Origin of the sequence: Janthinobacterium sp. CG_23.3, from assembly GCF_046115965.1 — a bacterium.
Lineage (GTDB): Bacteria > Pseudomonadota > Gammaproteobacteria > Burkholderiales > Burkholderiaceae_D > Janthinobacterium.
This window is the reverse complement of sequence record NZ_JBJXIB010000033.1, coordinates 25173-44546: the sequence shown is the minus strand read 5'-3', so window position 1 is coordinate 44546 and position 19374 is coordinate 25173. Positions and strand designations below refer to the sequence as shown.

Below are 19374 nucleotides of genomic sequence, written 5' to 3'. Positions count from 1 at the left end.
GGGTTCTGTGAACACCCCCCCCCCCCCCCCCCCTCCCTCCCCCCCCCCCCCCCCCCCCCCCCCCCCCCGGCCGCCTTGCGGGCGCGCGCGGCGCCAGCCACGCGCGCGGCCTGGGTGGCGCGCATCTCGGCCAGGCGCGCGGCGATCTTCGCCGACAGGTCGACCTCGGCCTGTTCCTCCTTGGCGCGGCTGGACAGCGCGGCGGCGCCCGGCCCGACCGGCGCGAGCACGTTCTTTTGCATCACCGGCGACGAGATCTGCTTCGGCAAGGCCGAGTCGGTAATGGTTTTGGCCGCCGCGGCCTTGGCCGCCGGCGCCGGGGCGTCGTTCGCGCCCGCCGCCATCGTGATGAAACTGCCAGCTAACAGGGCGATCAGGTTGCGCATGGGATTCCAGAAAGTGAAAAATACACTCTGGTATACGGCAGTAACAGGGGGAAACTTGAGACGTGCCGGCCATGCACTGGAGAAATATCTTGAAAACGGCCGGCTGCGGCGGGCGCCGCAGCCTTGCGTGCGGGAAATGGCTTAGCGGCGCAGCATTTTGCGGCTCAGCTTCCACAGCCCGCCCAGCATGATCGGGACAACCGCCACGCCGACGCCGATCAACACGATCAGGGTCAGGTTGTCGCGCACCTGCGGAATATTGCCGAAGAAGTAACCCGCCGTCACCAGGCCGACCACCCAGATCAGCGCGCCGGTGACGTTGTACAACTGGTAGCGTGTGTGCGTCATGTCGGAAACCCCGGCGACGAAGGGCGCGAAGGTGCGCACCACCGGCACGAAGCGCGCCAGGATGATGGTCTTGCCGCCGTGTTTCTCGAAGAAATCGTGGGTGCGGCGCAGCGCATCCTTGTTGATCCAACGGTAGTCGTGGGTGAACACGCGGTGGCCGATGGCCTCGCCGATCCAGTAATTGAGGGTGCTGCCGGAAACGGCGGCCGTCACTAGTAGGAACATCAACAGGCGCAGGTCCATGTGCCCGGTCGCGCAAAAGGCGCCGGCAATGAACAGCAGCGTGTCGCCCGGGAAGAAAAACAGAAACACCACCCCGGTTTCACAAAAAATGATTGCGAACAGCACCGCGTAGACCAGCGTGCCATATTGGGCGATGAGAATGCCAAGCGTCTTGTCGACATGCACGAGCATGTCGAGTAATTGCACAAAATCCATATATTTTCCTAAAGGTCGCGGCGGAATCATACACCAAGGCAGAGACGGATCGGCGCTCCGCGTCGGGAATTTTCGTGATTATCACGGTAATAGTCGCCGGGCGGCGTGATCGGCCGGGGCGGCGCCGGCCAACGCGGCGCCGGCGCCAATCCGGCCAAGCCGGAAGTTTCCTAATTGACTATATTCCAGTTTACAATCGCCGGCAACCGAGACCGCGGCGCCGCCCCGTTCCGGCCCCTGCCAGGAGTCTTCAACATGCACGCTTTCACCTCCGTACCAACCGGCCGCGCCGCCGCGACGCTGGCGCTGGCCCTTTTGCCGGCGTTGGCCGGCGCCGGCCCGGCCGCCGCCAAGCCGACCCTGGCCGACGTCATCAAGGCGTCCAAGGCGTCCGACTGGCGCCCGCTCGACGCGGAGCACACGCTGTACCTGGAGATCCCGGCCGGGCGCGTCGTCATCGAGATAGCGCCGGCGTTCGCGCCCAGGCACGTCGCCAACATCAAGGCGCTGGTGCGGGAGCGGTATTACGACGGCCTGGCGATCCTGCGTTCGCAAGACAACTGGGTGGTGCAGTGGGGCGACCCGGACGAGAAGAACCCCAAGCCGATGAAAACGGCGCAGCGCACGCTGGCCGGCGAATTCACCGTGCCGCTGAAGAGCGCCGGCGCCTTCACCCGCCTGCCCGACCGCGACGGCTACGCGGCGCAGGTCGGCCACTCGAACGGCTTCCCGTCGGCGCGCGACCCGAAAAGCGGCACGGCCTGGCTGGCGCACTGCTACGGCACGGTCGGGGTCGGACGCGACAACGCCAGCGACAGCGGCGGCGGCGCCGAGCTGTACGCGGTGATCGGCCACGCGCCGCGCCACCTGGACCGCAACATCACCGTCATCGGCCGCGTCGTCGCCGGCATGCCGCTGTTGTCGACGCTGCCGCGCGGCGCCGCGGCGATGGGCTTTTACGACCAGCCGGGGAAAAACGTGCCGATCAGCGCGATCCGCCTGGCCGCCGACGTCGCCCCGGCCGAGCGCAGCCATATCGAGGTGATGCGCACCGAGACGGCGACCTACCAGGCCGCCGTCGAGGCGCAGCGCAACCGCGGCGGCCCATGGAGCAAGGTCGCGGCCGGCTACGTCGAGCTATGCAACGCGCCCATTCCGGTGCGCGAGCAAGCCGGAAACTGAGAAAAACCCGGCGGCGCGGCGGCCCGCCAAAACGCTATAATCTGGGCATGAACGCTCCCATCACGCCCCACCGCCCGATCCAGGCCCTGCCCGACCAACTGATTTCGCAAATCGCCGCCGGCGAGGTGGTCGAGCGGCCGTCCGCCGTCGTTAAGGAATTGCTGGAGAACGCGCTCGACTCGGGCGCGACGCAGATCACCGTGCGGCTGGAGGAAGGCGGCGTCAAGCGCATCGCCATCACCGACAACGGCCGCGGCATCGCGGCCGAGCAGTTGCCGCTGGCGCTGGCGCGCCACGCCACCTCGAAGATCGCCTCGCTGAGCGACCTGGAAAACGTCGGCACGCTGGGCTTTCGCGGCGAGGCGCTGGCCTCGATCGCCTCGGTCGCCGCCGTCACCGTCACCTCGCGCACCGCCGACGCCGCCCACGCCTGGGAAATCGTCGGTTCGCACACCGGCGGCGTGGCGCCCTCGTCGGGCGCGCACGGCACCACCGTCGACGTGCTCGACCTGTACTTCAACACGCCGGCGCGGCGCAAGTTCCTGAAGTCCGAGCAGACCGAGTTCGGCCACTGCGCCGAGGTGGTGCGGCGCATCGCGCTGGCGCGCCCGGACGTGTCGTTCTCGCTGACCCACAACGGCCGCGCCATCGACCATTGGAACGTCAGCGAAATGGCCAGGCGCAGCGCCCACATCCTCGGCGACGGCTTCGCCCAGGCCCGGCTGGCGCTCGACGAAACGGCCGGGCCGCTGCGCCTGCACGGCTTCGCCGGCCTACCGACCGCCTCCAAGGCGCGCGCCGACGGCCAGTTCTTCTACGTGAACGGGCGCTACGTGCGCGACAAACTGCTGGTGCACGCGGTGCGCGCGGCCTACCAGGACGTGCTGCACGGCGACCGCTTCCCCTCGTACGTGCTGGCGCTCGACCTGGACCCGTCGCTGGTCGACGTCAACGTGCACCCGTCGAAGATCGAGGTGCGTTTCCGCGACGGCCGCGCGGTGCACCAGTTCGTCTTCCACGCGGTGCAGCGCGCGCTGGCGCAGACCTCGGCCACCGCCTTCGGCAGCGTGCAGTCGCCGCAACCGGCCGGCGCCGGCCTGGGCGGCGGCGCGGCCGAGCCGGGCGCGGCGGACCAGGCGGCGGGCGGCGGCGCCGGCATGTGGCGCCGCGAGCAAACCCAGACCTCGTTCGGACCGCAGTTCTCGGCGACGTTCTCGCCGTCGCCGTTCGGCCCGTCGGCGCGCGCGCTGCACGACGCCGCCGCCGGCGGCGGCGTGGCCCAGAGCAGCAGCAGCTACGGCGCGCTGTTCGGCGCCGGCGCCGGCCCGGCGGCGGCGCAGCCGGCCACGCCATACACGGCCTCGGCGGCGGCGATGGCGCAGGACGAGCATCCGCTCGGCTTCGCGCTGGCGCAACTGCACGGCATCTACATCCTGGCGCAGAACACCAAGGGCCTGGTGCTGGTCGACATGCACGCCGCGCACGAACGCATCCTGTACGAGCAGTTGAAAACGGCGCTGGAGGCGCAAGTCTGCGGCCAGGACATGCAGGTGCAGGCGCTGCTGATTCCGATCACCTTCTACGCCGACGCCATCGAAGTGGCCACCGCCAACGACAACCAGGAGACGCTGAAGGCGCTCGGCTTCGACATCGCCGCGCTGTCGCCGACCACGCTGGCGGTGCGCTCGGTGCCGACGCTGCTGAAGAACGCCGACGCCCAGACGCTGGCGCGCGACGTGCTGCGCGACGTGCGCGAATACGGCGGCTCGCGCGTGCTGATCGAGCGCCAGAACGAACTGCTCGGCACCCTCGCCTGCCACACGGCGGTGCGCGCCAACCGCATCCTGTCGGTGCAGGAAATGAACGCGCTGCTGCGCCAGATGGAGCATACCGAGCGGGCCGACCAGTGCAACCACGGCCGGCCGACCTGGGTGCAAGTCGACATCGGCGCGCTCGACAAACTGTTCCTGCGCGGCCAATAAGCGCAAGCGGGCCGCCGCAAAAAACTACCCTTCCGGGCAACCAGCCGGGGCCGTGCCTTCTCGCCTTGGCGCGAAGGGTCTGGCCCCGGGTTTGCGCCCTTGCTTTAACACCCACACGTCTCAAAGAACCGCACCATGACAAACACCACCAAACCGCTCGCCGTCGCCATCATGGGTCCGACCGCGTCCGGCAAGACCGCCGCCGCGCTGGCCATCGCGCGCCACATCCCGTCCGAGATCATCTCGGTCGACTCCGCGCTGGTGTACCGCGGCATGGACATCGGCACCGCCAAGCCCACCGCCGCCGAACTCGCCAGCGCGCCGCACCACCTGATCGACATCCTCGACCCGCTCGACGCCTACTCGGTGGCGCAGTTCCGCGCCGATACGCTGGCCCTGGTGGCCGACATCACGGCGCGCGGCAAGCTGCCGCTGCTGGTCGGCGGCACCATGTTGTACTTCAAAGGCCTGGCCGACGGCCTCGACGAGCTGCCGGGCGCCGACCCGGTGCTGCGCGCCGAACTGGAGGCCGAAGCGGCCGTGGTGGGCTGGCCGGCGATGCACGCCCGCCTGCAGGCGCTGGACCCGGCCACCGGCGCGCGGCTGGCGCCGAACGACGCCCAGCGCATCCAGCGCGCGCTGGAAATCATCGCCCTGTGCGGCAAGCCGATGTCCGAACTGCTGGCGCTGCGCGAAAAAACCGTGCTGCCGTTCACGCTGCTGTCGTTCGCGCTTGAACCGTCCGACCGCGCCGTGCTGCACGCCCGCATCGCCGCGCGCTTCGACGCGATGCTGGCCGAGGACGACGGCAACGGCGGCCTGATCGGCGAAGTGGAGACGCTGCGCCGGCGCGGCGACCTGCACCCCGGCCTGCCGTCGATGCGCTGCGTCGGCTACCGCCAGGCCTGGGACTACCTGGACGGGCGCATCGACTTCGCCGCGCTGCGCGAGACCGGTATCATCGCCACGCGCCAGCTGGCCAAGCGCCAGATGACCTGGCTGCGCTCGATGCCCGAGCGCGTCGTCGTCGACTGCCTGGGCGCGGACCCCGCCGGCGCGATGCTGGCGCACATGACGGTGTCAAATAAATAACATTGGAAGCGGCCGGCAGGCGAAAACGCAGTTTTTCCGGCACCTGTCTTGACAAAGAAAAGCGAAGCCCGGATAATGCTCGGCTGTTGGGTGATATAGCTCAGTTGGTTAGAGCACAGCATTCATAATGCTGGGGTCGGTGGTTCAAGTCCACCTATCACCACCAAGAACATCCAGAGGCGGCACGGAGCGGTTCAAGACTGCGCCATTTCTGTTTTACCAGCGACCGGGTCATGCCGGGCTGTTGGGTGATATAGCTCAGTTGGTTAGAGCACAGTATTCATAATGCTGGGGTCGGTGGTTCAAGTCCACCTATCACCACCAAGAATTAGTCTTAAGAAGTACCAAGAAGGCCGAAAACCCGCAGCTCTCCCTTTGAGACCTGCGGGTTTTTTGTTCGCTGACGTTCGAGGACGTTCGTCGACATCCGGCCTTTTGGATCCCAACGTCAAGCCATGGCGCCAACACTGACCTCAGACGGACACCACCGGGTTCCCTGCGAGGCCCCGTCAGAAAAACCATCCGGACCAACATCTGGCTGCTCAACCATTATTGTCATTTTAGAATCCATGTGTGTCAACTTCCTCAATTAGAGCGATGAAGTTGTCTCACAACAGTTTGACACAGGGGGCTAAGCTGTTTCAGTCGATGCAACCGACTCCTGACATTCGAGCAGTCGCCTTCTGAAAACGACACCGCACACGATTCCGATGGCGTTCACATGGTGCTTAAATATATTGCATAATGATTGTCATTGGCAACAGGTTTGTGCTGAACGAACCGTATCGAGGAGCAAGCTGGTGGAACCGCAAGACACGCAAGCCGCAGCAGCAACAACCGGTCTGGCCGGCGACATTCGCGTCCTGATCGGCGAAGCGCGGGCCGGACTGGCCGCCACGGTCAATTCCGCCTTAACCATGCTTTACTGGCGCATTGGCCGGCGCATATGTGCCGAGGTGCTCCAAGGGGAGCGGGCCGGCTACGGCGAACAGATCGTCGCGTCGCTAGCGCGACAATTAGAAGTCGAACACGGGCGCGGCTTCGGCGCCAAGAACCTGCGCCACATGCTGCGCTTTGGCGAGGTGTTCGAGACCGAGGAGATTGTCTACGCGCTGAGTAGACAATTGAGCTGGACCCATTTGCGCAGCCTAATTTACATCGACGATCCCCTCAAGCGGGAGTTCTACCTGGAGATGTGTCGCGACGAGGGCTGGAGCACGCGCACCTTGCAGGGCCGGCTCGACTCCATGCTGTTCGAGCGCACGGCGCTTTCGCGCAAGCCCGACGAATTGCTGACGAGCGAATTGGCGACCCTGCGCGACCAGGGGGTACTTGGCCCGAACCTCGTGCTGAAGGATCCCTACGTGCTGGACTTCCTGGGGCTGCGCGATCGCTACCTTGAGAAAGATTTCGAAGACGCCATCCTGCGTGAATTGGAAGATTTCCTGTTGGAGCTGGGGGCTGGTTTCAGCTTTGTCGCCCGCCAAAAACGGCTGCAAATCGACAACAACGATTTTTACATTGACCTGCTGTTCTACAACCGCCGCTTGCGGCGCCTGGTCGCCATCGAACTCAAGCTCGGCGAATTCAAGGCGGCCGACAAGGGCCAGATGGAGCTCTACCTGCGCTGGCTGGCCAAACATGAACAAGAGCCGGGCGAAGCGCCGCCACTGGGCATTATTCTTTGCTCGAGCAAGAACCGTGAACAGATAGAACTGCTGGAACTTGACCACAGCGGCATTCACGTCGCCGAGTATCTGACCGGCTTGCCGTCCCGGCAACTGCTGGAGCAAAAGCTGCATGAAGCGGTGGCGCTGTCGAGGGCGCGGCTGGATAATCGGCCCGGCCCGGATCGGCCCGGCCCGGCCGCAACCGAAGTCAAGTAAGAAAGGACTGCCCCATGCGAATCGGATATGCCCGCGTCTCCACCCAGGACCAGGGCAACACGGCACAGATCGCGGCGTTAACCGCGGCGGGATGCGGACGAATATTCGAGGAGAAGGCGTCGGCGGGCCGCTGGGATCGCCCCGAACTGAGCCGCCTGCTCGATCAGTTGCGCAAGGACGACGTGCTGGTCGTTTGGAAGCTCGACCGCCTATCACGCTCGCTCAAGGACGTGCTGACCCTCATGGAGACGGTGGAAAAGGCGGGCGCGGGATTCCTCAGCCTGACCGAAGCCGTCGACACCACGTCGCCGGCCGGACGCATGATGATGCAGATCGTGGGATCGTTTGCCGAGTTCGAACGCGCCATGCTGCGCGAGCGCACCCGCAGCGGCTTGTTGGCCGCCCGCGGAGAAGGCCGCATCGGCGGCCGTCGCCCCAAGCTCACGGCGCGACAACAAAAGGAAATTGTCCACTTGGTCGATTCCGGTCAGAAAACGGCCGCCGAATCCGCGCGCCTGTTTAATGTCCATCCGTCTACGGTGGCGCGGCTGCTGGCCCGCAACAAACTCACAAATTAACTGAGCAACCCGGAAAAAACCTTAGCGTACGATTTTTCCCGTTTCCCCTGTTCTCCCCTTTTAGAACGCACCGACAAGCAGAACAACCAGGATTGAAAAAAAAGTAACAAACATCGACGACGACACGCCCATCATCTATTCCCCTCTGAATCGGACAGTAAGCCGTAACGGAAGGAGTGTCGAGGTGGAAATCTATCGCGCAGAGAATGAGGATTGGATACTCGAGGTGGTCGACGAGCACGGTAACTCGACCGTTTGGGATGATCTATTCCCGACCGACCAGGCGGCGCTGGACGAGGCCATGCGCATCAGTGATGAACAGGGCATCGACGCGGTGATCGGCCCGCCGCCCGGCCAGGACAAGCGAAACCCAACCATGCACGGCTTGTCCGATGCTGAACTTTGCGAGCTTGATGATTTTCTTGCCGACGAATCGATAGAATCGACGTCGATGGATCTCGCGATGCTCGACGGCTACCTTGCCGCGATCGCCATCGGTCCCGGGCTGATTCCCCCGTCCGCATGGTTGCCATGGGTATGGGACCATGCCGATGGCCGGGCCGAACCCGTGTTCGACAAGAACTCGCATGCGAACCGCGTCCTCTCGCTGCTGATGCGGCATTACAACGCAGTCGTCGAGGCTTTCAACACCGACCCGGCCGGTTTCGAGCCCATGTTCATGCGCGGCGCAGACTACGGCGCCGCCGCATGGTCAGATGGTTTCCTCTGCGGTTTCCAGTTCGACGAGCGCGCGTGGAGCCTGCTCGCCGTCGGACAACCGACCTGGTTCGCGCCATTCATGCGTTTGGGGACCGAAGACGGCATTGCGATCACCGACACGCAAGGCGATGCTGCCCGATGGATCGATGCCATAGTGCCGTCGTTGGTCGAGATCGCAGCCTATTGGAACTCGCGGCGAGCGATGCCCGGCCACGCGCCCATGCCGGCGATGCCCATCCTCCGGGCGACACCGAAGGTCGGGCGCAACGATCCTTGTCCTTGTGGCAGCGGTAAGAAAGTCAAAAAATGCTGTGGCGGTACGCCAACGGCGCCATCAACACTGCACTGAGGAGGGAGCAGCATGTCTGAAATCGTCTGTGAAGGATGTGACGCCGTCACGGCGGGCTACGACACCATCAACTACGGGTCAATCGATGTCGGCTACCGGGTGCTGTGTTCCCGGCGCGCCGGGCGGCTACGAATTCCAGATCGTCGGCGATCCGCGTGAAGACTTATTTTCCCTGTGTGGGCGTCTCGTGGAAAAGATGCGCCGCGCCCTGGCGGTGACGCACGTAAGACGCGGCAGGCTCGGTCTGGAAATCATCGAGGTGACCGTCCGAGGGCGCATCGGCTGGGACGATGCCGCCGAGGGTCGCTTGCCGCTCGTTACAATCGATGGGCAAGAGTTCTCCTGGGACGAACTTGGACATGCGTTGATGTGTTTCGAGGGATGGCAGTTCAAGCTTGAGGTTGCCGACCGCAGCGATGAGGTCTGATGCGGCGACGCTATAAAAATACTGTGCTGGCGCCGCAAAAAACGAGCACAAACGCGGGCGCATGAAATACCATTTCCACATGCTCGCCGATCTCAATTGTGCCCACCCTAAGCCTGCAGATGCGCCTTCGCTGACGCCTGTGCAACTGGCCGACTTGGTGGGCAAGCAGGCGCCCGAAATCGTCAATTTGCGCCGCCAGGTCGCTTGGTTCCAGCGCAAAATCTTCGGCCAGAAAAGCGAAGCGCCATCCCGATCCGGAAGGTGTTCAGGGCGTTCTCGGCGTGGGTTTCGACGCCATTGCCGACACGCCGCTATTGGAATTTCGGTGGAGGTGATCGCGGTGCCCAACCCGGACATGGAACTGCTCAAGCCGGACCAGTACGAGGTGATCGGCGAGAAGGTCACGCACCGCTTGGCGCAAGGGCCAGGCAGCTATGTCGTGCTCAAGTACGTGCGGCCCGGGATCAAGCGCAAGGACTCGCAGGCGCTGTCGTGCCCGCCCGCGCCGGTCGGTGTGATCGACGGCAGCCGCGCCGACGTCAGCTTCGTCGCTGGCATGGTGATCGACAAGTTCGACTACCACTTGCCGCTGCACCGCCAGCACCGCCGGCTCGACGACGCCAGCATCCGCGTCAGCCGGCCGCAATTGACACAACTAATGCAATCGACCGTGGCGCTTCTTGAACCAATCTACGACGCGCAGCTCGAATCGATACGGGCCAGCCGCGTCAAGGCGATGGGCGAAGTGCCGATCAAGGCCGGCCGGGCAAGCCCCGGCAAGATGAAGCAACCTATTTCTGGCCGATATACGGCGAACGCGACGAGATTTGCTTCACGCATGCGCCGCGCGTCGTTGGTCGAACAACCCAAGCCGCGCGTTTGGAAGACGATGTTCGCCAAGAATTTACTGCGCTCCGACCTTTGCCAAGGCAACGAACGCCAGTCACGTCAATAACGCCGTCGGCTTACCGCTTACGATCGTCCTGAGGTGCGCTCTCGCAGCTGGCAAACCTCGGTAGTGCGGAGAAAGCCGGTCGTCGAGCTATAGAGTCGTTACCGAATTTGGCGGCATAAAATGATTCGGGATAGTTACGCCGTCTAGCGGTTTTCCCCGTTGAGCAGCGACGACTTATCAATTACGCAATCTGGTATGATTGCTTCCGCGCACGCGCGGCGGCGGCAACGCCCCGGATCGCGCCGGCGGCCAGCCGATTCCCGCTACCCGATTCACCTCCGGCGCATGCCGGGACCACCCCACTGTTCCGATGACACCGAAAAAAATCCTCTTGTTAAGCGTTTCCGCAGGCGCCGGCCACATGCGCGCGGCCGAGGCGATCCGCGCCCACGCCGGCGCCGACGTCGTCGCCAGCCATCTGGACGTGATGAACTTCGTGACGGCCGGCTTTCGCAAGCTGTATACCGACTTTTACATCACGCTGGTGAACAAGGCGCCGACGCTGTGGGGCTATCTGTACCACGCCACCAACGAGGCCCAGCCCGACAGTTCGATGCAGCGGCTGCGGCGCGGCGTCGAGCGCCTCAACACCCGCGCGCTGCTGAAGGAAATCGCCGCGTTCAAGCCGGACGCGATCGTCTGCACGCACTTCCTGCCGGCCGAAATCCTGTCGCGGGCGCTGCGCAAGGGCGAACTGCACTGCCCGGTTTGGGTCCAGGTCACCGACTTCGACCTGCACCGGATGTGGGTGCACGAGCATATGAGCGGCTATTTCGCCGCCAGCGACGAGGTGGCGTTCCGCATGCGCGCCTGCGACATCGGCCCCGAGCGCATCCACGTGACGGGCATTCCAATCATGCCGGCCTTCGCCCGGGCGCACGACCGGGCCGAGTGCGCCCGCGGGTTCGGGCTCGACCTGGCCCGCACCACCTTCCTGCTGATGGGCGGCGGCGCCGGACTGGGCAGCCTGGACGAGGTGGCCGAACGGCTGCTGGCGCTGGACGGCGATTTCCAGTTGATCGTATTGGCCGGGAAGAACGCCGCGGCGCTGGCGGCCTTGCAGGCGCTGGCGGCGCGCCACCCGGGCCGGTTGCTGGCGCAGGGCTTCACCGACAAAGTCGAGCGGCTGATGGCTTGCGCCGACCTGGTGGTGACCAAGCCGGGCGGCCTGACCAGCTCGGAATGCCTAGCGATGGGCTTGCCGATGATCGTCAATTCGCCGATTCCCGGCCAGGAAGAGCGCAACGCCGACTTCCTGCTCGAACAGGGCGTGGCGCTGAAGGCCTTCGACGCCGTGACGCTGGAGTACCGCGTGCGCCACCTGCTGGAGAATCCGGCCAAGCTGGCCGAGATGGCCGCCAAGGCCAGGGCGCTGGGCCGCCCCGACGCCGCGCGCCAAGTGCTGCAACGGGTGCTGGGCGGCTTGCCGGCATGACGGCGCCGTCGACGCCGTTATTGCCGCCGCGGCGGCAGGCGCTGCGCATCGCCCTGACGCTGGCCTGGGTGCTGCTGCTCGGCCTGTTCTTTGCGCAGACCGAGATCCAGATCGAGGGGCCGGCCGGCTGGGCCGCCAACCTGCCGACCTGGCGCGTCGAGCAGCACTGGCTGCTCGACATCTTTTGGGGCGGGCGGGCGATGACCGGCTACCACGCCTGGGTGTTCCCCTTCATCGCGCTGTTTTTCCATTTTCCATTCTTTTTCATGCAACAGTGGTCGCCGCGCCTGGAGTGCCGCGCGCTCGGCTGCATCATGCTGTTCTGGATCGTCGAGGACTTCCTCTGGTTCGTCCTGAATCCGGCCTATGGCCTGGCACGCTTCGACCCGGTCCACGTGGCTTGGCACAAGCACTGGCTGTGGCTGGCGCCGACCGATTACTGGGTGTCGCTGGCGCTGGCCGCCGCCTTGCTCACTTTTTCTTATAGGAATAAAACAAAACGCCTTTCCGCTCCCCTGCTGGCGCCGGCCGGCGCCGTCGGGTTCGCCGCGTGGAAGCCGGCGGCGGCCCAGGAGCCGGCGCCGGCGCAGTCCGCCCGCGATCCGCTGTGGGCCACGCAAGTCGAGGCGGCCTCGAACCTGCACCGGGTGACGCCGACCTTTTACCGCAGCGCCAGGCTGAAACGGCCCGATGTGGTGCGGCTGCAGGCGCTGGGCGTGAAAACCGTGGTCAGCCTGCGCGCGCTGCACTCCGACGACAAATTGCTGGCCAACAGCGGCATCCGCACGGTGCGCATTCCGATCAATACCTGGCATATCAAGGACGCTCAGATGGTGCAGGCGCTGCGGGCGATCCGCGGCGCCGAGCGCGACGGCCCGGTCTTGCTGCACTGCCTGCACGGCGCCGACCGCACCGGGCTGGTCGCGGCCATGTACCGCGTGCTGTACCAGCAGCGCAGCAAGGAGCAGGCGCTCGACGAACTCAAGAACGGCGGCTACGGCTACCATACGATGTGGAAGAATATCGAACGCTATCTGCGCAAGGTCGACGTCGAGGCGATCCGCCGCGGCGTCGAACAAGCCTGAGCAGGCCACCAACATGATGCCAAACTGATGCCAAACACAATTATGCGCAAGATCACCGCAGTATTGCTGCCCGCCTGCCTGCTGGCCGACCCCGTCCCGGCCGCCGCCGAGCCGGGCATCGACACGGCCACGCTGTCCGAGTCCAAGGTGGCCATGCTCGACGCCAGCCAGGCCGGCGCCGCCGGCAAGTCCTTCCTGGCCGCCACCATCATCGACGCGCCGCTGCCGGCGCTGTGCGCCATCATCCAGGATTTTTCCGGCTACCCGGGCTTCATGCCGAGCGTGGCGAAAACCGTGGTGACACGCGGCGTCGACGCCACGCTGGTAGATATGACGCTCAAACTGCCGATGGGTAAAAGCAAGCGCTACCGTTTAAAAATGGACGCGAAGAGCAGCGCGCAGTTGTGCCAGCTGTCGTGGAAGATGCTGCCGTCGGCCGGCTTGACGCCGGACGAGACCATCGCCGACACCACCGGCTACTGGCAGTTGACGCCGGCCCCGGCCGACAAGCGCAAAACCGTGGTCAAGTATTTTGTCTACACCGATCCAGGTCCGGTGCCGATCGGCATGGGGTGGATCGTCGATAGTCTGAGCAAGGACAGCCTGCCGAAGACGCTGGAAGCGCTGCGCGGCAAGGCGGCGCGCTAGGCGCCCGTTTTTTATCCGATCGGCGCGTCGCAGCTCGGATGCGGCGGCCGACGAGGCGGGAATCATCCGACGCCGAGCCGCTGTCGACGCCAGTCGGGTTAGGCCCTTGCGGGCCAACCCGACCTACGAAAATCGCGCCAACTTAGCGCGCCAAAAATCAAGTCCTTGGTTTTTATCGGCGGCGCGGGCTACGGCGGCGCTGCGGCCAGCGCCGCCGGCTTGACGCCGGCCGCGCCGTGGACCAGCGCGTCGAGCGCGCCGCGGTCCACCGTCTCGTGCTCAAGCAGCATGCGCGCCAGTGCGTCGAGCAGGCCGCGCCGCTCGCGCAGCGTCGCCAGCACGCGCTTGTGCGCCTCGTCGAGCAGCCTGGCGATTTCGGCGTCGATGGTTACGGCGGTGTGCTCGCTGTAGCTTTGCCGCTCGCCCGGAGCGGCCGGGTTCAGGTAGGGCGCGCGCGCCTGCTCGAAGGTGGCCAGCCCCAGCCGCTCGCTCATACCGTATTGCGTGACCATGTGGCGCGCCAACCCGGTGGCCGTTTGCAGGTCGTTCTGGGCGCCGGTCGAGACGTCGCCGAACACCACCTCCTCGGCCACGCGCCCGCCCAGCAGCACGTCGATGCGGTCGTACAGCTCGCTGCGTTTGAGCAGGTAGCGGTCCTCGGTCGGCAGTTGCTGCGTGTAGCCGAGCGCGGCGAGGCCGCGCGGGATGATGGAAATCTTCGCGACGCGGTCGGCGTAGCGGCGAAACTCGGCGATCAGCGCGTGGCCGGCCTCGTGGTAGGCGACGGTTTCTTTTTCCTGCGGGTTCATCAGGCGGGTTTTCTTTTCCAGCCCGGCGACGACGCGGTCGATCGCCTCGTCGAAGTCGCGCATGTCGACCTGGTCCTTGCCGCGCCGCGCCGCCAGTAAGGTCGCCTCGTTGACCAGGTTGGCCAGGTCCGCGCCGGCGAAGCCGGCGGTGCGCGCGGCGATCACGCCCAGCTCGACCTGCGGCGCCAGCCGCACCTGGCGCGCGTGCACTTGCAGGATTTGTTCGCGCCCCTTCAGGTCGGGCCGGTCGACGGCGACGTGGCGGTCGAAGCGGCCCGGGCGCAGCAGCGCCGGGTCGAGGATTTCCGGGCGGTTGGTGGCGGCCAGGATAATGACGCCCTTGTTGGCGTCGAAGCCGTCCATTTCAACGAGCAACTGGTTGAGCGTCTGCTCCTGCTCGCTGTACCCGCCCAGCAGCGAGCCGCTGCCGCGCGCCTTGCCCAGCGCGTCGAGTTCGTCGATGAAGACGATGCACGGCGCCTTCTGCTCGGCCTGGGCGAACAGGTCGCGCACGCGGGCGGCGCCGACGCCAACGAACATTTCGACGAATTCCAAGCCGCTGATGGAGAAGAACGGCACCCCGGCCTCGCCGGCGACGGCCTTGGCCAGCAGCGTCTTGCCGGTGCCGGGCGCGCCGACGATCAGCACGCCCTTCGGGATCTTGCCGCCCAGGCGGTGGTAGCGCTGCGGGTTTTTCAGGAAGTCGACGATTTCGCGCAATTCCTCCTTGGCCTCGTCGATGCCGGCGACGTCGTCGAAACTGACGCCGGTCGCGTTCTCGACGTAGGCGCGGGCCTTGCTCTTGCCGATATCGAAGGCCAAGCCGGCCCCCACGCCGCCGCGCCGGCCCAGGTAGGACGACAACCAGAGGATCAGCGCCAGCGGCAGCAGCCACGACAGCATTGTCGCCAGCCATTCGCTGCGGACCTGGCCGGCGTAGTGGACGCCGGCCGCGTCCAGCTCGCCGGTCAGTTCCGGGTCGCTGACGCGCACGGTGATGAAATCGCGCCGCGGCGCGCCCTCCTGGCGCAGCGCGTCGGCGCGCGGCTTCGGCAGTACCTTGTCGAGCCCGTCGGTGAGCAGCTTGCCCTTGATTGTGTCGTTGCCAACCAGCAGTTCCTCGACCTTGCCGGCCTTGAGCAGCTGCTTGAAGTCGCTGTAGGCCAGTTGCTCGGTGGTGCGGGCGTCGCCGATGCCTTGCACCAGCAGGATGACGAGCGGCAGCAGCAACCAATACCACAACGGTATCTGCCACGGCTTCGATGGGTCCTGGTCGACCTTCATGTTTCCTGCCCTTCACGCCGTGGCGCAATGGTGAGCTGGAGTCCAGACTAAGCGCGCCGCGCCGCGCCGCGTTTGCGCTGAATCAAGCGCGCGCGCATGAAACGGCTTGCCGTTTCCGCCGCGCCAGGCGCGCCCTGGGCGGCGCCAGCGCGCGCCGACGCCGAATACAGCAGCGCCAGCCGGATTCCGCGGCGCAAGGCCGACGTGCGCGCGGCCGGCCAGCCGGCGGCGACCGCCAAGTCAGGCGCGCTCAGACGATTTTGACGCGCAGGCCGGCCAGGCCGTCGATGCTGCCCTCGAGCACGTCGCCGCGCGTCACCGCCGCCACGCCGGCCGGCGTGCCGGTGAAAATCAGGTCGCCCGGCTGTAGCTCGAAGTAGGTGGACAGGTGGGCGATGGTGTCGGCGACGTTCCAGATCAGCATGCTGATGGCGCTGCCCTGGCGCGCCGCGCCGTTCACCGTCAGCGCAATGGCGGCGCCGTCGATGGCGCCGGCCGCCGCCGCCGGGGTGATCGGTCCGATCGGCGCCGAATGCTCGAAGCCCTTGCCGGCGCACCAGGGCCGCCCCAGCCGCTTGGCCTCGCCCTGCAGGTCGCGCCGCGTCATGTCCAGACCGACCGCGTAACCCCAGACGTGGGCCGGCGCGTCGGCGGCGGCGATGGCCCGCCCGCCCTTGCCGATCGCCACCACCAGCTCGATTTCATGTTGCAGGTCGGCCGTCATCGCGGGGTACGGCATGCGCCCCAGCGCGCCGGCGGCGACCGGCAACACGGCGCCGGCCGGCTTCATGAAGAAAAACGGCGCCTCGCGCCCGCTGTGGCCCATCTCCCTGGCGTGCTCGGCGTAGTTGCGCCCGACGCAGTAGATGCGGTGGACCGGAAACACGGCGTCGCTGCCGACGACCGCGACGGTGGCCTGGGCCGGTGGGGGGAATACACATTGCATGGCAACTCCTATGGCGTCGATTCAACGATGGCCGCGGGCGGCGGCCGTCGCACCTATTTCACCTTCTATTTCACCGGCAATCCGGCGCAGGGGTCGGGCCGGGTCTGCGGCGCCACCGTGCGGGTGGCGTCGTAGGCATCGGCGGCGACGGCGCCGCCCGCTTCAAGGTAGCCGATGCTGCGCAACGTCAGCGCCGGCGCCGTCCGCGCCAGCCAGCGCGCCACGCCGAAGTCCTTGCGCACATGGCCGTTGCCGGCCAGCAGAACGACGTCGCGCGGCGCCTGCGCCCGCACGATCTTGGCCATCCAGATGTCGCGCGCGATCTGCGCGTCGACCATGCCGCCGAGCATCGAATCGGGCAGCATATTGCAGTGGCCGGCGACGATTTCGCGCTGCTGCCCGGCGCGGATCGCCGCCGGCAGCGGCGCGTCCAGCTGGTAGGCGGCGACGGTGGCGGCGTCGAAGCTCGCCTTGATGCCGTCGCGCACCGTGCGCGAGGCGTCGGCGCGCGACAGGTTGGCGGCCAGCAGCGGCAGATCGTATTGCAGCGCCAGGCTGATCACCGGGCGGTACAAGGCCCAGTCCCAGCGCGGCGCCGCCATTACGCGGATCACGCACTCGGCGTCGGCGCAGTCGCGCTGCGCCTTGCTCAGCAGGGCCTGGTGTTCGCGGTCGAACTGCTCCATCGCGATGGCCGGGCGCCAGCCGGCCTCGACGCGCAGGCGCAACTCGTCGAAGCGGGCGCGGTGGCCGGCGGCGTTGTCGTGCACCTCGCCCAGCAGCAGCACCTGCGGATTGGCCGGCGGCGCGGCCGGCGCCGGCGCGCGCTGGACGGCGCCGCAGCCGGCCAGCGCCAGCGCGCCCAGCGCCGCCAGCAGCGGCGCCGCCGGGCGCGCCGCGGCGCCGTTGTCGGTCGTGTTCATCATTGTCGGGGCAGCCTGTTCGAAGTCGTCGGAATGGCGTCGATTGTATATCGGCGGCGCGCTTTACGCTGCGTCCGGCAACGCTTCGGCGGCGCAAAATTGGCTGTACAACAGTTGCAGCACGGCCAGCGCCGGCGCGCTGGCGACGCGGTAAAACACTTGCTTGCCCTCGCGCCGGCTCGCCACCAGCGCTTCGCCGCGCAGCACGCCGAGCTGCTGCGACAGCGTCGGCTGGGCGATGCCGAGCAGTTGCTCGAGCGCGCCGACGCTGCGCTCGCCCTGCGCCAGCTGGCACAGCAGCAGCAGGCGCTGCGGATTGGCCATCGCCTTCAGCAACGCGCTGGCGTTGCCGGCCGCCAGCCGCATCGCCGCCATATCGAAACCGCCGTCGCCCGCCATTGCCCCCCCCCGTCATGTGCCCAAGCCGACATTATATCCTTGGGCATAGTGTCGGCAGGGGCCGTCAGGCGGGTTGCGCGGCCGGGCGCGGCGCCCCCAGCCCGCCGCGGCAGCGGTAGGCCAGCGTCGCCGCCAGCAACAGCAGCAGCGCCGACCACACCATCGCCGCGCGCACCGCGCCGATCGCCTCGACGCGCGAGCCGGCCGCCGCCATCGCGCCGAACAGCGCCACCCCGGCGGCGCCGCCAACCTGGCGCGCCGCGTTCAGCACGGCCGAGGCGGTGCCGGCCAGGCGCGGCTCGACGCCGGCCAGGATCACCGTGGTCATGGCCGGCACCGCCAGCCCCATGCCGGCCGGAATCAAGGCCAGGCCGGGCAGCATGTCGAGGAAGCCGGCGCGGGCCGACACACCGAGCAGGCCGAGCAGCGCGTAGCCGGTGCAACCGATCAGGCCGCCGAGCACCATCGTCGCCGGCGCCCCGGCGCGCGCCGCCATCCAGCCGCCGGCCAGGTTGGAGGCGATGAAGGTGGCCGTCAGCGGCAGGAACATCAGGCCGCTCTGCAGCGCCGAGAAGTGGCGCAGCGCCTGCAGGTAAAAACTCAGCACAAACAGCACGCCGTAGTAGGCGAAGTTGAGTAGGACGCCGAACAGCACCGCGGCGGCGAAGCCGGGCCGGGCGAACAGTTGCAGCGGCAGCATGGGCGCGGCGCTGCGCCGTTCAACCGCGACGAAGGCGGCGCCGGCCAGCAGCGCCAGCAGCGCGGCGCCGCGCACCAGCGGGTGCGACTGCCCCAGCGACTGGGCCTCGATCAGCGCGCCGATGAGGGCCACCAGCGCGACGATGGCCAGCAACTGGCCGGCGACGTCGAAGGGGCGGCGCGGCGTCCCGGCCGGCGGCGCCGCCGGCGCCGCCTCGGCCAGCGCGCGCGTCAGCGCAAAGCCCAGCGCGCAGATCGGCAGGTTGACCCAGAACACGCTGCGCCAGCCGGCCACCGATAGCAGCAAGCCGCCCAGCAGCGGACCTGCGGCGATCGCCACGCCGCCGGCGGCGGTCCAGCACGCCACAGCCGCGGCCAGCCGCTGGCGGTCGTGGCCGTAGGCGGCGCGCAGCAGCGCCAGCGAACTCGGCACCAGCAGCGCGGCGGCCACGCCCTGGGCGGCGCGCGCCGCGTTCAGCGCCGGCGCGTGCGGCGCCAGCGCGCAGGCGGCCGAGGTGGCGGCGAACAAGGCGAAACCGGCCAGTAACACGCGGCGGTGGCCGAAGCGGTCGCCCAGCGCGCCGGCCGACAGCAGCAGCGCGGCGAAGCCCAGCATGTAGGCGTCGACCACCCATTGCAGCGCGCCGACGCCGGCGCCGAGTTCGAGGCCGATCCGCGGCAGCGCGACGTTGACGATGGTGACGTCGAGCTGGACGACGACGAAGGCGAAGCTGCTGGCCAGCAGTACCGCCGGCGCCGGGGTGGGAAGCGATGGCATACCTGCTCCTTGCGTAGGGTGGATG

The 19374-nt window shown here is 67.1% G+C and carries 17 protein-coding genes, 2 tRNA genes and 3 pseudogenes; 15 read left to right on the top strand and 7 right to left on the bottom strand.

Annotated features, from left to right (window positions below):
- A pseudogene (locus tag ACFDR9_RS10690) lies at positions 1 to 386 on the bottom strand (hypothetical protein); the annotation flags it as partial.
- A gap of 141 nt (positions 387 to 527) precedes the next feature.
- Positions 528 to 1172, bottom strand: coding sequence for a VTT domain-containing protein (locus ACFDR9_RS10685; RefSeq protein ID WP_017877245.1), 645 nt, complete (start codon positions 1170 to 1172; stop codon positions 528 to 530).
- Positions 1173 to 1427: 255 nt separating this feature from the next.
- Between ACFDR9_RS10685 and ACFDR9_RS10680 the strand changes: the two genes are divergently transcribed.
- The 14 genes and pseudogenes from ACFDR9_RS10680 (at position 1428) to ACFDR9_RS10615 (ending at position 13511) form a co-directional block, all read left to right on the top strand.
- Positions 1428 to 2354, top strand: coding sequence for a peptidylprolyl isomerase (locus ACFDR9_RS10680; RefSeq protein ID WP_409030983.1), 927 nt, complete (start codon positions 1428 to 1430; stop codon positions 2352 to 2354).
- Between the two features lie 47 nt (positions 2355 to 2401).
- Positions 2402 to 4336, top strand: coding sequence for a DNA mismatch repair endonuclease MutL (gene mutL / locus ACFDR9_RS10675; protein WP_409030982.1), 1935 nt, complete (start codon positions 2402 to 2404; stop codon positions 4334 to 4336).
- A gap of 135 nt (positions 4337 to 4471) precedes the next feature.
- On the top strand, positions 4472 to 5428 hold the full coding sequence (gene miaA, locus ACFDR9_RS10670) for a tRNA (adenosine(37)-N6)-dimethylallyltransferase MiaA (RefSeq protein ID WP_409030981.1): 957 nt from the start codon (positions 4472 to 4474) through the stop codon (positions 5426 to 5428).
- An 89-nt stretch (positions 5429 to 5517) separates the two neighbouring features.
- Positions 5518 to 5594, top strand: a tRNA-Met gene (locus ACFDR9_RS10665).
- A gap of 81 nt (positions 5595 to 5675) precedes the next feature.
- A tRNA-Met gene (locus ACFDR9_RS10660) sits at positions 5676 to 5752 on the top strand.
- A 476-nt stretch (positions 5753 to 6228) separates the two neighbouring features.
- Complete coding sequence (locus ACFDR9_RS10655) at positions 6229 to 7314, top strand: YhcG family protein (protein ID WP_409030980.1); 1086 nt, start codon at positions 6229 to 6231, stop codon at positions 7312 to 7314.
- A gap of 14 nt (positions 7315 to 7328) precedes the next feature.
- Complete coding sequence (locus ACFDR9_RS10650; RefSeq protein ID WP_409030979.1) at positions 7329 to 7892, top strand: recombinase family protein; 564 nt, start codon at positions 7329 to 7331, stop codon at positions 7890 to 7892.
- A gap of 184 nt (positions 7893 to 8076) precedes the next feature.
- The gene (locus tag ACFDR9_RS10645; RefSeq protein ID WP_409030978.1) at positions 8077 to 8961 is read left to right on the top strand and encodes a UPF0149 family protein; all 885 of its coding nucleotides are present in this window, start codon (positions 8077 to 8079) and stop codon (positions 8959 to 8961) included.
- 85 nt (positions 8962 to 9046) lie between these two features.
- Complete coding sequence (locus ACFDR9_RS10640) at positions 9047 to 9388, top strand: hypothetical protein (protein WP_409030977.1); 342 nt, start codon at positions 9047 to 9049, stop codon at positions 9386 to 9388.
- Positions 9389 to 9713: 325 nt separating this feature from the next.
- Positions 9714 to 10228, top strand: a pseudogene (locus ACFDR9_RS10635) (transposase); the annotation flags it as partial.
- 425 nt (positions 10229 to 10653) lie between these two features.
- The gene (locus tag ACFDR9_RS10630; protein WP_409030976.1) at positions 10654 to 11778 is read left to right on the top strand and encodes an MGDG synthase family glycosyltransferase; all 1125 of its coding nucleotides are present in this window, start codon (positions 10654 to 10656) and stop codon (positions 11776 to 11778) included.
- Positions 11775 to 12266: pseudogene (locus ACFDR9_RS10625) on the top strand (hypothetical protein); the annotation flags it as partial. The gene ACFDR9_RS10630 and the pseudogene ACFDR9_RS10625, both read left to right, overlap by 4 nt.
- 159 nt (positions 12267 to 12425) lie before the next feature.
- Positions 12426 to 12863, top strand: coding sequence for a tyrosine-protein phosphatase (locus tag ACFDR9_RS10620; protein ID WP_269746272.1), 438 nt, complete (start codon positions 12426 to 12428; stop codon positions 12861 to 12863).
- 27 nt (positions 12864 to 12890) lie between these two features.
- Positions 12891 to 13511 (top strand): hypothetical protein, encoded by a 621-nt coding sequence (locus tag ACFDR9_RS10615; protein ID WP_409030975.1) that lies wholly within the window; start codon positions 12891 to 12893, stop codon positions 13509 to 13511.
- A 188-nt stretch (positions 13512 to 13699) separates the two neighbouring features.
- Here the strand turns inward: ACFDR9_RS10615 and ftsH are convergent, their stop codons facing one another.
- Entirely contained in the window at positions 13700 to 15604 is a 1905-nt protein-coding gene (gene ftsH, locus ACFDR9_RS10610; RefSeq protein WP_409030974.1) for an ATP-dependent zinc metalloprotease FtsH, read from the bottom strand.
- 96 nt (positions 15605 to 15700) lie between these two features.
- Here ftsH and ACFDR9_RS10605 point away from each other — a divergent pair, with 96 nt between their 5' ends.
- Entirely contained in the window at positions 15701 to 15868 is a 168-nt protein-coding gene (locus ACFDR9_RS10605; RefSeq protein ID WP_327075734.1) for a hypothetical protein, read from the top strand.
- On the opposite strand, the gene ACFDR9_RS10600 is transcribed toward ACFDR9_RS10605, so the two are convergent.
- The 4 genes from ACFDR9_RS10600 to ACFDR9_RS10585 all read right to left on the bottom strand — a co-directional run bounded on the left by ACFDR9_RS10600 (position 15855) and on the right by ACFDR9_RS10585 (position 19349).
- Positions 15855 to 16550 (bottom strand): fumarylacetoacetate hydrolase family protein, encoded by a 696-nt coding sequence (locus ACFDR9_RS10600; protein ID WP_017877254.1) that lies wholly within the window; start codon positions 16548 to 16550, stop codon positions 15855 to 15857. The genes ACFDR9_RS10605 and ACFDR9_RS10600 overlap by 14 nt on opposite strands.
- 65 nt (positions 16551 to 16615) lie before the next feature.
- Positions 16616 to 17476 carry a ChaN family lipoprotein gene (locus tag ACFDR9_RS10595; protein ID WP_409030973.1) on the bottom strand — a complete coding sequence of 287 codons (861 nt, stop codon included), beginning with the start codon at positions 17474 to 17476 and terminating at the stop codon, positions 16616 to 16618.
- Positions 17477 to 17536: 60 nt separating this feature from the next.
- On the bottom strand, positions 17537 to 17872 hold the full coding sequence (locus ACFDR9_RS10590; RefSeq protein WP_017877256.1) for a helix-turn-helix transcriptional regulator: 336 nt from the start codon (positions 17870 to 17872) through the stop codon (positions 17537 to 17539).
- A 64-nt stretch (positions 17873 to 17936) separates the two neighbouring features.
- On the bottom strand, positions 17937 to 19349 hold the full coding sequence (locus tag ACFDR9_RS10585; protein WP_017877257.1) for an MFS transporter: 1413 nt from the start codon (positions 19347 to 19349) through the stop codon (positions 17937 to 17939).
- Between the last annotated feature and the right edge of the window lie 25 nt (positions 19350 to 19374).